Below are 14449 nucleotides of genomic sequence, written 5' to 3' on the forward strand. Positions count from 1 at the left end.
CATCGCTGAAGCCATTGAAATCTAGTGAAGTTGGGCCGCCTACATGGGGCGGCCCTTAGCTGCCGTTGATCGGTGGGTATCATCGCTGCGGTGCAGTCCGTCGGAGGAGACATTCGCTGCAGTAGCAAAATTTGGTGACGACCAAACTCAGAGCCTGAATACAAAGTGGGCCTTTAGCAAAATCAAGTATACTTCGACCGCAGTTAGCAAAGCTGGCCTCTTTCGGCTTGGTGTTTTGCTTTGTTCAGGCTCGAATGACCGAAAGTTTCTGCGCCTAATTGCCTATGCAGCTAGAAGCTCAGGCTCACCACTTGCGGTACATTAGCAAACCTATGATGTTTGGGTATGGTGCTGAATACCACCAACCGTGAACAGCGCGAAAGATGTTCTCGCAACCCATGTCATACGGATGTCGCGGGAAGCCTGCAAAAAACATGTTAACTAACTAACTTGAGAGGTGCCCAATGTCTTTCTCTAACCGAAAATTTTTTTCCCGTCGCCAGTTTCTTTCCACAACAGCTGCAAGTGCCGCTACGATTACACTTCACCCCTTCTCGGCTGCTGCGGCCAACAATCAGGCGCATCTTCGGATCATGGAAACAACCGATATCCACGTCCATGTGTTCCCCTACGACTACTATGCAGACAAACCCCGGGATACAGTCGGCCTGTCCCGGACCACCTCGATCATAAATGAAATCCGTTCTGAGGCGACGAATTCGCTTTTGGTTGATAACGGGGACTTTCTGCAAGGCAATCCGATGGGCGACTACATCGCCTATGAACGCGGTATGAAGGAGGGGGATAGCCACCCAATCATCACCGCGTTCAACACAGTTGGTTATGATGCAGCCACACTGGGCAATCACGAGTTCAACTATGGGCTGAACTTTCTTGAGACCTCTTTGGCAGGTGCAGATTTCCCAGTGATTCTTGCCAACGTAGCAAAGGAGAAAGGCGCGAGCCCGCGCGATGACAAGACGCTCGTCCAACCTTACACCATTCTCGACCGCGAAATTGAAATGGGTGACGGCACAAAGCACCCGCTCAAAATTGGTGTAATCGGTTTTACGCCTCCGCAGATCATGAACTGGGACCGCAAGCATCTCGAAGGCAATGTCGAAGCGCGGGATATCGTTGAGACGGCCAAGGCCTATGTGCCTGAGATGCAGGAACGGGGCTGCGAACTGATCATCGCTTTGTCGCATTCGGGGATTGGCGATGCCAATCACGCGGATGGTATGGAAAACGCATCGGTTGTGCTTGCTGGTGTCGACGGAATCGACGCGTTGGTCACGGGTCACAACCACTTGGTCTTTCCGTCGCCAACATTTGCGGACCGTCCCGGCATCGATGTTGATAAAGGTACTCTGATGGGCAAACCCGCCGTTATGGGCGGTTTCTGGGGGTCACATCTTGGTCTGCTTGATCTGCTGTTGGAACGAGATGGGAACGAATGGCGGGTGGTAACCACCACATCCGAGGCACGACCTATTTCCAGAAGGAACGAGGACCGATCAATCACAGCACTGGTCGGAGATGATCAGCGAGTCCTCGACTCGGTTGCGACAGATCACGACGAAACGCTGGTCTATGTTCGCCGCGCTGTTGGCAAGACCTCAGCTCCTCTGCACAGTTATTTCGCACTGGTTGCAGATGACCCATCAGTCCAAATCGTATCAATCGCGCAGAAGTGGTATGTCGAAGACATGCTGAAAGGCACTGAACACGAAGGCCTGCCAATCCTGTCTGCGGCAGCACCTTTCAAGGCTGGTGGCCGCGGTGGTCCAGAATACTACACGGATGTTCCAGTTGGTGACGTTGCCATAAAAAACGTAGCCGATCTGTATCTCTATCCGAACACAGTGCGAGCGGTCCGCGTGAATGGTGCGCAGGTCAGGGGTTGGTTGGAACGGTCGGCCGGAATGTTTAATCAAGTTGAATCGGGTTCAATAGATGCGATCCTGCTGAACCCGGAGTTCCCATCCTACAATTTCGACGTGATGGATGGTGTGACCTATCAGATAGACCTGTCCCAACCCTCGCGCTTCGGACCCAAAGGCGAAGAGATTAACCCTGATGCAGCGCGGATTGTAAACCTGACTTACAATGGCGAACCCGTTGCTGATGAAATGGAATTCATCATCGCCACCAACAACTATCGCGCATCAGGCGGTGGATCATTCCCCGGAGCGTTGGGTGATACAATCGTATTCGAAGCCCCGGATACCAACCGCGACGTCATCGTGCGCTATATTGTCGAGCAGGGTACGATCGATCCAAAGGCAGATGCCAACTGGTCTTTTGCGCCGCTTGGGGACACGACGGTATTGTTCGAGACCGGCCCAAAAGCGCGGGACTATATGGGCGACGTCAAAGGTGTCACAATCGAGGACGCCGGAGAAGGCACCGACGGCTTCGCAGCCTTCCGGATCAAGCTCTGATCCAATTGGAGCAAGAATACCACCTGTCACCAGTAAAGCTGGTGGTGGGCTTACATTGTTGGCTATCGGCCCGTTCCTGCCGTTAGCGAACGGGTCAAGATGCTGCGGTCGCAGCCCGCGTAGCCGCCATTCGCCGCGGCCGCAATATCCCGGAGTAGATCGAATTCACGGAACGAGGACAGACCCGCCTTTTGCCTACGCGGCTGTCCGACGCGTTGGCCCCGTTCACCTCTAATGTGGCCGATCTGCTGAAACTGCGCCGCAATGGGCGTCTGAAGGTGGGAATGGACGCGGAGCCGGTGGTTCTTGACGAAAACCTTACCGTGCGGCATGTGATGGCCTGGGGGGAATGGCATGTCGGCGGTGGCCAGATAGCCCAGCGGGGCATGTATGAACAGATGTAAGCGCCCGCGCGGCCCCCGGTGGCTGCCCGCTTCAGCACCGGAAGGTAGTTAAGATATGTGCCCTGCACCCGTTGATGCAGAAACCCCGCGCGGGTTCATCATTCCAGTTGGCGGCGGCGAAGACCGCGTCAAGGAAATGCAGATCCACCGCAAGTTTGTCGAGATGTCGGGCGGCGCGGACGCCGATATCGTGGTGATCCCGACCGCCTCGATGTTGGAGGAGACAGGGCCGGATTATCACCGCATCTTCTCCGAGCTTGGCTCAGGGCAAGTCGAGTTTCTGCCGATCTCGCGCCGGGCCGATTGCGACAATCCCGACTATGTCGAGATTCTGGACCGTGCAACCGGCATATTCATGACCGGCGGCAACCAGTTGCGCCTGTCGGCGATTCTGGGAGGCACGCTGGTTGCACAGAAAATCCGCCGTCGCAACGCGGCGGGCGTGCCGGTTGCCGGAACCTCGGCCGGGGCCTCGATCATGTCCGAGCATATGATTGCCGGTGGCAGCAGCAATTCCGCCCCGGCAGAAGGCAATATAACGCTGGCCCCGGGCATGGGCTTGACCAACGCCGTCGTCATAGATCAGCACTTTACTCAGCGTAACCGGCTCGGGCGTCTGCTAACGGCTTCATCTTTCAACCCTTTTTTGATTGGATTGGGCATTGATGAAGACACGGCGGCCTTCATCGGGCCCGACAACGTTCTGGAAGTGGTTGGCAGCGGAACAGTCACGGTGGTGGACGCCAGCCACCTGACCCATTCGTCCATGTGGGACGCGCGCGCGGGTGAGGCGCTGAGCCTTCTGGGACTTCGCCTTGACGTTCTGGGCGAAGGGTGCCGTTATGATCTGACGGCTCGCCAGGCTTTTCCGCCGGATGAGCATCTGGCGTTCTGCACATTGCCGGACCTGTCCGAGGATGAGGCCGCCAGCGGGGGGGAAACAAAAAGCTAACAAACGGGGAGCCTCATGAAAATAATCTCGACCAATGTCTTTGTCGGCCCGAATGTCTGGGCAAGTTTTCCGGTCATCCGCCATGTCATCGATCTGGGTATTCTGGAAGATTGGCCCTCGGCAAAAATTGGTTCAGAGTTCATCGACGCTCTGGTTGAGGCACTTCCCGGTCTTGCGGAACATGGCTGTTCCTACCGCGAACCCGGTGGTTTCATCCGCCGCCTGCGTGAGGATGAAGGCACTTGGTTGGGTCATGTACTGGAACATTGCTCCATCGAAGTGCAGAATGTGGCGGGCACCGATGTGACCTTTGGCCGGACCCGTGGCACGGGCGAGCCGGGCAAGTACAACATGGTCTATGAATACCGCCAGCGCGATGTCGGTCTGGACGCGGGCAAGCTGGCATTGCGGTTGCTGATGCACCTGCTGCCGCAATCCCTCAAGGATCAGGTGGATTATGATTTCGACCCTGATTTCAACTGGGATGACGAATTGCGGAGCTTCGTCCTGCGGGCGCAGCGTAAGGAATTCGGCCCTTCGACCGGCTCGCTTGTCAAGGCAGCGCAGGAGCGGGATATCCCTTGGATCAGGCTGAACTCGGGCTCGCTGGTGCAATTCGGACACGGCAAGTATCAGAAACGCATTCAGGCGACCATCACATCCGAGACCAAACATATCTCGGTCGAGATTTCCTGCGACAAGGAAGACACTCATAACCTGCTGAACGATCTGGGCCTTCCGGTGCCGCAGCAGCGCATGGTCTATTCAGCGCGCGAGGCAGTGCGCGCCGCCGGACGGATCGGACATCCGGTGGTTGTCAAACCGCTGGACGCCAATCACGGGCGCGGGGTTTCAATCAATCTGAACTCGGACGCTGAAGTTGAGGCAGGTTTTGCTGAGGCCAAGGAACATTCGCGCAGCCGCGCCATTCTTGTGGAAAGCTTCATCACCGGGTTCGATCACCGGATGCTGGTGGTGAACAACAAGCTGGTCGCGGTGGCCAAGCGGGTGCCAGGCCATGTGGTCGGCGACGGCAAGCACACGATTGCGGAATTGGTCCACATCGTGAACGAAGACCCGCGCCGGGGCATTGGGCATGAAAAAGTACTGACCATGCTGGAGATTGACAATCAGGCCAAACGTTTGATGGAAAACGCGGGCGTAACCGAAGAGACGGTGCTGCCGGATGGCGAAGTTTTCTATTTGCGTTCCACGGCAAACCTGTCGACGGGCGGTACAGCCATTGACCTGACCGATGTGGTGCATCCAGACAACCGCGACATGGCCGAACGTGCCATCATGGCGGTGGGGCTGGACGTGGGCGGCGTCGATTTCCTGATTGATGACATCACCAAGTCCTACAAGGATATCGGTGGCGCGATTGTCGAGGTGAACGCCGCCCCCGGTTTCCGGATGCATGTCGCCCCGTCCGAAGGTCAGCCGCGCGACGTAGCGGGCAAAGTGATCGACATGCTGTTCCCGGCTAATGAACAGACCCGCATCCCGATTGCGGCAGTCACCGGCACCAACGGCAAGACCACGACCTCGCGGATGCTGGGCCATATCATGAAAACCAGCGGCAAGACCGTTGGCATGACCTCCACTGACGGTGTCTATGTAGACGGTAAGTTGAGCGTCAAGGGCGACATGACGGGACCCAAATCTGCTCAAATCGTCCTGCGTGATCCGGCGGTCGATTTCGCCGTGATGGAAACCGCGCGCGGCGGGCTGGTGCGGTCGGGCCTGGGCTATCAGCGCTCGGATGTGGCGGCCTGCCTGAACGTCTCGGCGGATCATCTGGGTCTTGGCGGCATCAATACCGTCGAGGAACTGGCCGTGGTCAAACGCGTCGTGGTTGAAAGCGCCACCAATACGGCGGTGCTGAATGCCGATGACATCAACTGTCTGAAAATGGCCGATTACGCAGAAGCGGGTCAGATTTTCTATGTAACGACAAACCCGGGTCACAGTCTGGTCAAGGAACATATCAAGGCGGGCGGTAGGGCCATCGTGCTGGAAAAAGGCATGAATGGCGACATGCTGACCATCTATGACAACGGGCTTCATATCCCGGTTCTGTGGTCGCATCTGATCCCCGCCACGCTTGAGGGCAAGGCGATCTTCAATGTGCAGAACGCGATGTTCGCTGCTGCGATGGCATATAGTTTCGGTGTGGATCTGGACAATATCCGCCACGGGCTGCGGACCTTTGACACCAGCTATTTCCAGGCACCGGGACGGATGAATGTCTATGACGAACATCCCTTCAAGGTGATCCTGGACTATGGCCACAACCCTGCTGCGCTCAAGGCGATGGCAGCGTTGGCCGACCAGCTTGAGATCACGGGGCGAAGACTGTGTGTGGTTGCCATGCCCGGCGACAGGCGCGATGAGGATATCATCGACGGTGCCGCCGCGCTGGCCGGACATTTTGACCAATTCATCTGCAAGGCCGACGACCGCCGCCGGGGCCGTGGCCATGACGAGGTGCCCCAGATGATGCGAAAGGCCCTGATCGACAACGGGGTAGACGCCGCTGCGATCACAATCATCCCTGATGAGGTCGAGGCGGTGACGGCCGGGTTGGATCAGGCCGCGCCGGGCGATCTGCTGGTGATCTTCGGCGACGACACCACGCGGTGCTGGAAGCAGATTATATATTTTAACTCCGACGGCGAAGCCCCCGAAGTCGAAGCTGTACCCAAGGCTCGACCTGTCGACACCTCGATTGAGGATATGTTCGAAAGCGACCAGAACCTGATCCGGGACGCGCGCGGCGTGCGTCTGGCCCGCGACATCAGCGAAGACGCGGACTGATCGGGGGCATCGCAATGGATCGGATCGAACAGCTTGAAACCGCGCTGACCATCGAAAGCGCGACCGCCGATCATATCCGGGTGGATGATGCCAGACGCCTGACCGGGCCCGGCCTACTGTGGAACAAGCCCGGCGCGGTGATGGATGTGTTCTTCAACGGGATCGACGCCGCGCAGGTCACGACATTGTGGGAAACTCATGCGCGCCGGGTGATGGATGCGCTTGGCTGGCAGGATCAGAGCGTGACCCACCGTACCTTCACCGGCGGCGTCAATCTGGCCATCTCGGCCCCGATGGATCAGCTTTATTCCGCGATCTTCGCGGCGCAGACTGCCTGGCACTTCTGCGCCGCCGAGCTGTTGGCCGCACCCTCCGGCGACTTTGATCAGATGGTGGGTGATGTCAAAGGTGTCATGGCCAGCGAAGCCAACCCCGCCCTGATCGCCCTGATCGAGGCGGCCGAGGCGCATGGCGTGGATATCCTGTGCGACGATGATGAGATCTCGATCGGGCACGGCACCGGCAGTCAGGTCTGGTCGGTCGATGCGCTGCCCGCCCCCGATGATGTGGACTGGTCCGGCCTTCACAACATCCCCGTTGCCTTCATCACCGGAACCAACGGCAAGACCACGACAACCCGGCTGCTCGAAGCGATTGCACGCGCCTCGGGCAAAGTGGCGGGGCTGACCTCGACCGAATTTGTGCGGGTGGGTGACGATATTCTGGACCGCGGCGATTATTCCGGCCCCGGGGGCGGGCGGATGCTGCTGCGCGACAAACGGCTCGAGGTTGCCTGCCTCGAAGTGGCCCGGGGCGGGATCCTGCGCCGGGGCCTGCCGACCCGCGCGGCGACGGCGGCGGCAGTGACCAATGTGGCGAATGATCATCTGGGGCAATATGGAGTCAACACCGTGCCAGAACTGGCGCAGGCAAAGTTCGCCGTCCACCGGACCTTGGCGGAGGGTGGCGTGCTGGCGCTGAACGCCGATGATGCGTATGTCCGCGCCGAGGCAGAAAACACGTCGGCGAACATCTGGTGGTTTTCTCTGGATGCACAGAATGATCTGATCCGTCAGGCGCGGGAAACCGGCACTTGCTGTGCATATGTTCAACACGGGAAAATTGTCTTTTTCGACGGCACGACCGAGCAAATGGTGATCCCCGTCGCCGACGTTCCCCTGACAATGGGCGGGGCCGCAAAGTACAACATCCAGAACGCGCTGGCGGCCCTGTGCCTTGCTCTGGCACTGGGTCTGCCGCAACAGGCGTTGCGCGACGGGCTGGCCGGGTTCAAGCCAGACGCCAAAGATAACCCAGGACGTTGCAACGAGTTTCGGCATAACGGAGCCCAGGTTTTCGTGGATTTTGCCCACAATCCGCATTCAATTTCGGCAGTTTGCGATGCGTTGTCGAGCTTGCCGGCAAAACGGCGTTTCATCATGCTTAGCCATGCAGGGGATCGATCAGATCAAGATATCTGTGACGTAACAGCGACAGCCCTGAACTTCCGACCTGATGTGGTCGTCGCAACGGAGTTGGAAGGGTACTTAAGAGGTCGCGAATTAGGAGAAATTTCTGATCTGATCGAACGAACAGCTTTGGAACATGGGTATGAAGCGAAACAAATACTCAGAGCTACGTCGCCCTCACAGGCCGCTTCAGTTATACTTGAGAGGGTGGAGCCGGGTGATATTGCCTTGCTGCTAGTGCTATCCGATCGCGACGCCGTTCTCGCGATGCTCGATGGTTAAAAACGAGGCCGGCTACCGAATTCACTGAGTTACAGCCAACACGAGGCAATACCAAAAAACCCTGTGCAGGTATCCAATTGGGCTTCAGACACTGATTGAAAGGTGGATTTCTAGTTCATCGGTAATGATTAGCTGAGAAAATAGCCTGGGTTTCTCCCTGGCAAAATCACGTACACGGGCCCACCTTGTTTACAACACCAGATCTATAGCGGCCCTGAGCTGCCGTTGGCCTACATGTTTCAATGCTGCGGTCGCAGCCCGCTTTGCAGCCATTCGCTGTAGTTGCGAAAGCCAGCCGAGGTGAATTCTCACTCTGCGGTTGAAAGTGGCATCGCGACTTAGACTTGCTTCATTCATCGCTTGATTTCTAGAGTGAGAACAAACTCCAACCAGCTATCGATGCTGGGGTTCAAGAACTGGTGCCAGACACGAAGACAAATCTGAGGACACAGCGAATATGATTCTCTAGAACTTTCTGCAGTCTACTCGCGCCAATCAAACGATGTTCGTAACATCACAACCCAGTCTCGAGTTCACCAATAAAGAATTCTAGAAACGATAAGTCGCGCCTAACACTGGCCCTGACTGATCAAATGTAAAATCGCTACCGTCGATCTCATGGTCAAACGAGATATAGCGATAGCCGCCGCGGATCAGCCATCTGTTGTTGATGGCATATTCGGCGGTCAACAGAACCTGCCATGTTTCACTGCCGCTGCGGAAACCTCCGTAGTCGACGAAACCGGTGCCGGACCATTTGTCCGAGAACCGGACGCGTGCTCTGGCGGCGATGACAGGGTCGGTCCAGCTGTCGTCGGCGGTTGTTGTCCTCCCCGGTGCCGCGCCAGGGAGAAGGGTGAACTCTGTATCAGTGCTGAACCACCGGAACCCTCCGGCGACATCCACCGAGATAGTTGGTGCTTCATACACTCGGTAGCCGACCTAACCGCTTAGGTATTGCGTGGTAAATGATGTCTCGAGGCCCGAACTGGCGGGGCCGGGAGTGCTGTTGCTGAACGACAAATCTGTGTAGTTGTAATCTGCAAGTATAAGCCATCGTCCGTCGGTGGCCGAGAACGCTCCCATAAAGGCGAAATCTAGGTTTTCCAATGCATCAGAAAAACTGAGTGTACCGTCCAGTGTCCCCATGGGGGTGCTTAAGGATGTTTCTGTTTCCGGCATGAACAGATAAATCGTGGCTTCGTAGGACCAATCGGATTGTTGTGCCGCAGCCGTTGTGGCTGCCGATGCCGATAGCGTTGCCGCGCATAAGCAACTTTTCACCCATAGTGACGAAAACATTCTGTTCCTCCCGACAAACATACAAGTTTCAATAAATTGTCGTTGGTTTGAAATTGTGTGGTCCTGATTTTCATTCCGCAGCTTCTTCCGTCGCCATCGAACTGTTGCCGACGCGATTGATATCTGTGTTCGGGAAAAACTCGGACCAAACGTGCCAGAATACGCCTGCGCGCAGGGTTTCTACACGTTTTAGCTGACCCTGATCCGAGTGACCCCAGAAATCGCATTTGGCCACCGGTTGACCCAAGTCGTTATACCAAACGCCCAGGCTTTCATATTTCGGATCCAGGCTGACCACGACATCCCGTCCTCCGACTTTGGCGGTCACGATCCAGTTGTTCTCGATGATGAAATCGTCGGTCCAGCAAGCGACATCTTGACCAATCGTAATTCCCCAGACGTAGGTTTTGTTCGGCAACCGGTGGTCTGAACGATCCATGTTGTCCATCACAGGAGCGTCTTCCTGATGTTGGCGTCCGATGCCCCAGCCAAAGGTGATCTCGGTCATCATGTCCAGCAGACGCAGCAAAGGGTTCGTGGATGGTTTGTTCAGAAACACCTCACCTTCTGGATAGGCTTTCTGAAACCCGCGGAATGTCATTCGAAAGGTGGGCCAAGGCCTCATTTGCGCTTCGGGCCGGAGAGGGCAAGCAGGACCCTCGGAGTTGGGGTCGCGATCCGCCTCGCGAAAACCGTAGATATGCTGGATCGGATCGCCCGTGTCGTTGTCACGCAGTATCAAGTTGTTGCCATGCTGGGCCAGAACCTCAAGGTTCAGGCGCCGTCCTTCTATTCGCGGTGTGTACCCCTGACCCAGATTGGCCATCGCGCAGTAAGTCATTACCACATCCTCGCCCCCCAGCCCATCTACATCGCCCGCCAAATGAGGGCGCATGATCTGCGCATCCGGGTGCGCGCGCGCGTGACCATTGTGTTCGATGACGATGACTGGCGCTGTTGGACCGACATATTTTCGCGCTTCCTCGATAGAAAAATACTGGGCGTCGTTGAGCTGGTTTCTCAGGCCCAAATGCACCCACACATAGGGAAACCCATAAAGAAGCAAGGTCAGCGCAGCCGTTACGAGCCAAAGCCAGAAAGGGCCGCCCCCCAAAAGGAAATGTGCAAGGGTTGCCACTACAAATCCGCCCAGGCCAATGCCAATCAGGCGGTATTCATGCCGGATAAAGCGCACCATATTCTCGCGCTTTACTTTCAGCAGCATTTGCGAGACATCGCCAAGGTCGCGGAAATAGACAAACCCGATTCCGAGTGACACGATCAATCCCAGTGCGAAAATTATGCTACCAACCATGCTGAGATCCTCGATTTTGGTGATTACAGCCCTTCGCGGTTCATTACGAAAGAACAGGCCTACTTCTGGGGCGACGCGCGCTTGATCATGAAAGCTTCAACGGCTTGCTGTGTCTCGGGACGAATGTTCTCAATCCCCTCATAAGGCATGCCGTAGGCGGGCGGAGTATCGGGGTATTTCTCTTTCCGCGCCTTGTGGCGGCCCAGTATACGTACGAATTCCTGCCCACCCCAAGACCCGACTTCGGTTGAGACCGAGTATTCTTCGCGGGTGTCGCGGTAAAGATCGAAGAATTTTGCTAAAATTGCGCTCTCGCCGGGTCCCGGCAGTTTGAGCTTAAGCTGATCCTTAACGATCGCCTCGGGTTTCGCGACCGAATAGATGATCACGTGATCGCGTCGCGCTTTCGATTCATCCGCGAACAGTAGCGCCGCCGACTGATCGACACCATCGACCAGACGATCCCTTGGGATGAATCCATCCGCCCCGGCAAAGCGCGAGATCGTGGTATAGAGGTCCGAAACATGAATGATGCTGTTTAACAACCCGTCAGCTTCAATCATGCCCGGCCAGCGGATGAAGGCGTCCACGCGCACGCCACCTTCAGTCGTGTCGCCTTTACCGCCCGCGTAAATCAGTGGGGTAAACCCGGATTGCGGCGCGTATTTGGTAAAATGCCCATTGTCGCCCATAACCACAACGATGGTGTTTTCGCTGAGCCCTAGATCATCCATGCGCGCGAACAGATCACCCAGCCACTGATCCAGTAGCTGCATTTTGTCGACATAGAGACCCCCATTCGCACTTTCCGGCCCGTCGCGTCCGGCCCGCGTATTGTCCAGCGGGATCATGGGCCAATATTGCAGGAAAAACGGCGCTTCGCCGCCCGCAAGGCGCTCTAGCTCATTCAGCGTTTTGTCCTGAAAGGTCTGGTTCATTTCATCGTATTTGGCGGCGTTCCAGCGTTCACCGGCGTCCATGCGGATTTCGCGGATCGGCCCGCTGGCCTCACCTTCGATGACGGTCATCATCGCTGACGCGTCCGGTCGGAACCAGCCATCCAAAGTGTATTTGTCGTCATAATCCCGGATCGCGACCGAGACCTGTTCCTTGATCGCATCATCGTTGAAAATGGTCAGCTGGCCCTGCTGGTGAACGGCGTGCTGAGCGTAATCGAATCCCTGATTCATTGCCCAGCTTTCGGCAATGTCACCCATGTGCCATTTGCCGACATGGCTGGTTGCATACCCTGCCTGTTTCAAGACTTCAGCTAGCGTCACTTCGCTACCCGGCAATCCAAATCCCGCAATATCGACCGTCGTGTCACCCATTCCCATACGCACGGGCAACCGGCCGGTCATTTGTGCTACACGTGTTGGCGTGCAGGACGGTTCGGTATACATCCGTACCATGCGTAGCGCTTCGTCCGAAAAGTCGTTGATGTTCGGAGTGTCGTACCCACGAACTGCGTTGAGTTCGGGTATACCCATGTCGCCAAAGCCCATATCGTCGATCAGTACGCTGACTATGTTTGGGGGCTGTCCATTGTTGCCGTCACGAAAGGCTGCCAGAGCCTCATCTACAGCGGTGTCATCTTGCACCCATTGTTCCGCGCGTTGTGCTTGCAGAACATAAAACTCGGCATCGTGTTGAATCGGACCTTCCTGTGCCTGCAGAGGTGGTGCCGCGACGCTTGAACACAAAACCAGAAGCCATTGTAGTTTCATTCCGTCTCCCCCTTGGTTGAAGCAGAGCTTCGGTGTTTGAACTTTGATGTGCTGGCAATTTGTAACATCATTATATTCAAATAATTGTTTTTTGCGAATTCACTGCCAGCTCATGAATGTATTGCGGGTCAGTTCGGTTTCCGGACGCAGGTTTTCGATGCCCTCATAAGGAATACCTTTGCCAATCTCTGAATGCGGGTACTTGGCGATCATCTTCTGGTGGCGCTTGATCATATCCTGAAAAGATGCGCCGGCCCAAAGCGAGTAGCCCACCAACGGGTGTTCCTCGCGCGGGTCCCGATAGATATTATAAGTCGGGGCACCCGCGCCGGGCTGGCCAGGGGCAGGAAGATGCATCTTGAATTCCTGTTTGACGATCGAGCGTAAAACAGGCCCTTCGTAAACATAGACATAGTCGCGCCGACCATTCCCCTCGCCATTCAACAGCAAGGCGGTCTGGTCAATACCGTCGATGATACGGTCCCGCGGTATAAAGCCGGTTGCTCCGGCAATTCGCGCCATTGTGGTGAAGATATCCGATACATGAAAGATGTCTCCAGCGGCGCTGTTGGGTTCGATCACACCGGGCCAGCGAATGAATGCGTCGGTTCGTACGCCACCTTCAAGGTGCTGGGTTTTGCCTCCGCGATAGATCAGCTGGCTCAGGCCGGATGTGCCTTCATAGTGATACATCAAACCATTATCCGCCATCAGAACAACAATCGTGTTGTCTCCCTTGCCGGTTTCTTCGAGCTTGGCCAGAAGATCTCCGATCCAACCATCAAGCAGTTGCAGCTTGTCGGCGTGAAATCCGCCATTTCGTGAAATTGCCTGATCCGGGTAAACGAAGTTCAGCGGATAAAGCGGCCAATATTGCAAGAAGAACGGTGCATCCTCGGAAGCTACGCGTTCAAGTTGCTCGAGCGCCTGCCGTTGATATCGCTCGTTCATCTCTTCATATTTGGCCTGCGTCCACACCTCACCGGCCGACATGTCTACTTCCAGGGCGGGACCACCGGCTTCGGCTTCGACACCTGTGACAAGACCATATGGCTTGAACCGTTCATCCAGTTGGAACTGATTATTCTGCCCCTCGGGCACATAGCCGAGCATAGTGTTGGACCGCATTGCCTCGGGGGTCATGAGGCTCAGCTGTACTTGCTGGTGTAGTGGAAATGCGGCCCAGTCGAACCCTTGGTTATGTGGGTACGATTGTTCAATGTCGCCTTGGTGCCATTTTCCGACATGCGCCGTATTGTAGCCGACCTGTTTCAGTATCTCCGGCAATGTCACTTCGCTGGCCGGAAGGCCCTCTCCGACCAAAGCCACTTTGACCTCTTCCACACCGGCGCGAATTGGGTGGCGCCCGGTCAGCATGGCAGTGCGGGTCGGAGTGCAGGAGGGTTCGGTATACATGCGCATCAGCGACAAACCTTCGGTGGCCAATTGATTGATGCTGGGTGTCTCGATCCCCATGACGTAATTCATCTTGCGGTCACCCATCTGACCAAAGCTGACGTCATCAATCAGGATGTAGAGGAGGTTAGGGGGCTTATCGCCATTGGCCGCACGAATTTCGGCCAGCTTGGCGTCGACTTCAACGTCTTGTGCATCCCATGCCTCACCAAACTGCGCGCGGAGGAATTCAAACTCGCCGTCATGAACAATTGGGGTTTCCTGAGCAAGCACGGAGCCAGCACCAATCAACAACGTAGGCAAGATATATCTAAGTTTCAT

Annotated in this window: 10 protein-coding genes; 5 read left to right on the top strand and 5 right to left on the bottom strand. The window is 56.2% G+C overall.

Translation table 11 applies throughout. The features are described 5' to 3' along the window. The first annotated feature begins 464 nt into the window (after nt 1-464). From GS611_RS14985 to GS611_RS15005, 5 genes are all read left to right on the top strand, one after another. A complete protein-coding gene (locus tag GS611_RS14985) occupies nt 465-2444 on the top strand; it encodes a bifunctional 2',3'-cyclic-nucleotide 2'-phosphodiesterase/3'-nucleotidase (RefSeq protein ID WP_171636970.1) in 1980 nt (659 codons plus the stop codon). Between the two features lie 191 nt (nt 2445-2635). Then, the gene (locus GS611_RS14990; protein WP_171636972.1) at nt 2636-2848 is read left to right on the top strand and encodes a hypothetical protein; all 213 of its coding nucleotides are present in this window, start codon (nt 2636-2638) and stop codon (nt 2846-2848) included. Nucleotides 2849-2903: 55 nt separating this feature from the next. After that, on the top strand, nt 2904-3800 hold the full coding sequence (locus GS611_RS14995) for a cyanophycinase (RefSeq protein WP_171636974.1): 897 nt from the start codon (nt 2904-2906) through the stop codon (nt 3798-3800). A 15-nt stretch (nt 3801-3815) separates the two neighbouring features. After that, a complete protein-coding gene (gene cphA, locus GS611_RS15000; protein ID WP_171636976.1) occupies nt 3816-6617 on the top strand; it encodes a cyanophycin synthetase in 2802 nt (933 codons plus the stop codon). A gap of 14 nt (nt 6618-6631) precedes the next feature. Further along, nucleotides 6632-8368 carry a Mur ligase family protein gene (locus GS611_RS15005; RefSeq protein ID WP_171636979.1) on the top strand — a complete coding sequence of 579 codons (1737 nt, stop codon included), beginning with the start codon at nt 6632-6634 and terminating at the stop codon, nt 8366-8368. A gap of 549 nt (nt 8369-8917) precedes the next feature. Here the strand turns inward: GS611_RS15005 and GS611_RS21180 are convergent. The 5 genes from GS611_RS21180 to GS611_RS15025 all read right to left on the bottom strand — a co-directional run bounded on the left by GS611_RS21180 (nt 8918) and on the right by GS611_RS15025 (nt 14449). Next, complete coding sequence (locus GS611_RS21180; RefSeq protein ID WP_253285071.1) at nt 8918-9298, bottom strand: outer membrane protein; 381 nt, start codon at nt 9296-9298, stop codon at nt 8918-8920. Nucleotides 9299-9310: 12 nt separating this feature from the next. Continuing rightward, nucleotides 9311-9670, bottom strand: coding sequence for a hypothetical protein (locus GS611_RS21185; RefSeq protein ID WP_253285072.1), 360 nt, complete (start codon nt 9668-9670; stop codon nt 9311-9313). 70 nt (nt 9671-9740) lie between these two features. Continuing rightward, nucleotides 9741-10985: a DUF3179 domain-containing (seleno)protein gene (locus tag GS611_RS15015; protein ID WP_171636980.1), complete on the bottom strand. Its 1245-nt coding sequence runs from the start codon at nt 10983-10985 to the stop codon at nt 9741-9743. A gap of 59 nt (nt 10986-11044) precedes the next feature. Beyond that, entirely contained in the window at nt 11045-12712 is a 1668-nt protein-coding gene (locus tag GS611_RS15020; RefSeq protein ID WP_171636982.1) for a sulfatase-like hydrolase/transferase, read from the bottom strand. Between the two features lie 99 nt (nt 12713-12811). Beyond that, nucleotides 12812-14449 (bottom strand): sulfatase-like hydrolase/transferase, encoded by a 1638-nt coding sequence (locus GS611_RS15025; protein WP_170347523.1) that lies wholly within the window; start codon nt 14447-14449, stop codon nt 12812-12814.

Source organism: Ruegeria sp. HKCCD6119 (assembly GCF_013110585.1).
Classification (GTDB): Bacteria; Pseudomonadota; Alphaproteobacteria; order Rhodobacterales; family Rhodobacteraceae; genus Ruegeria.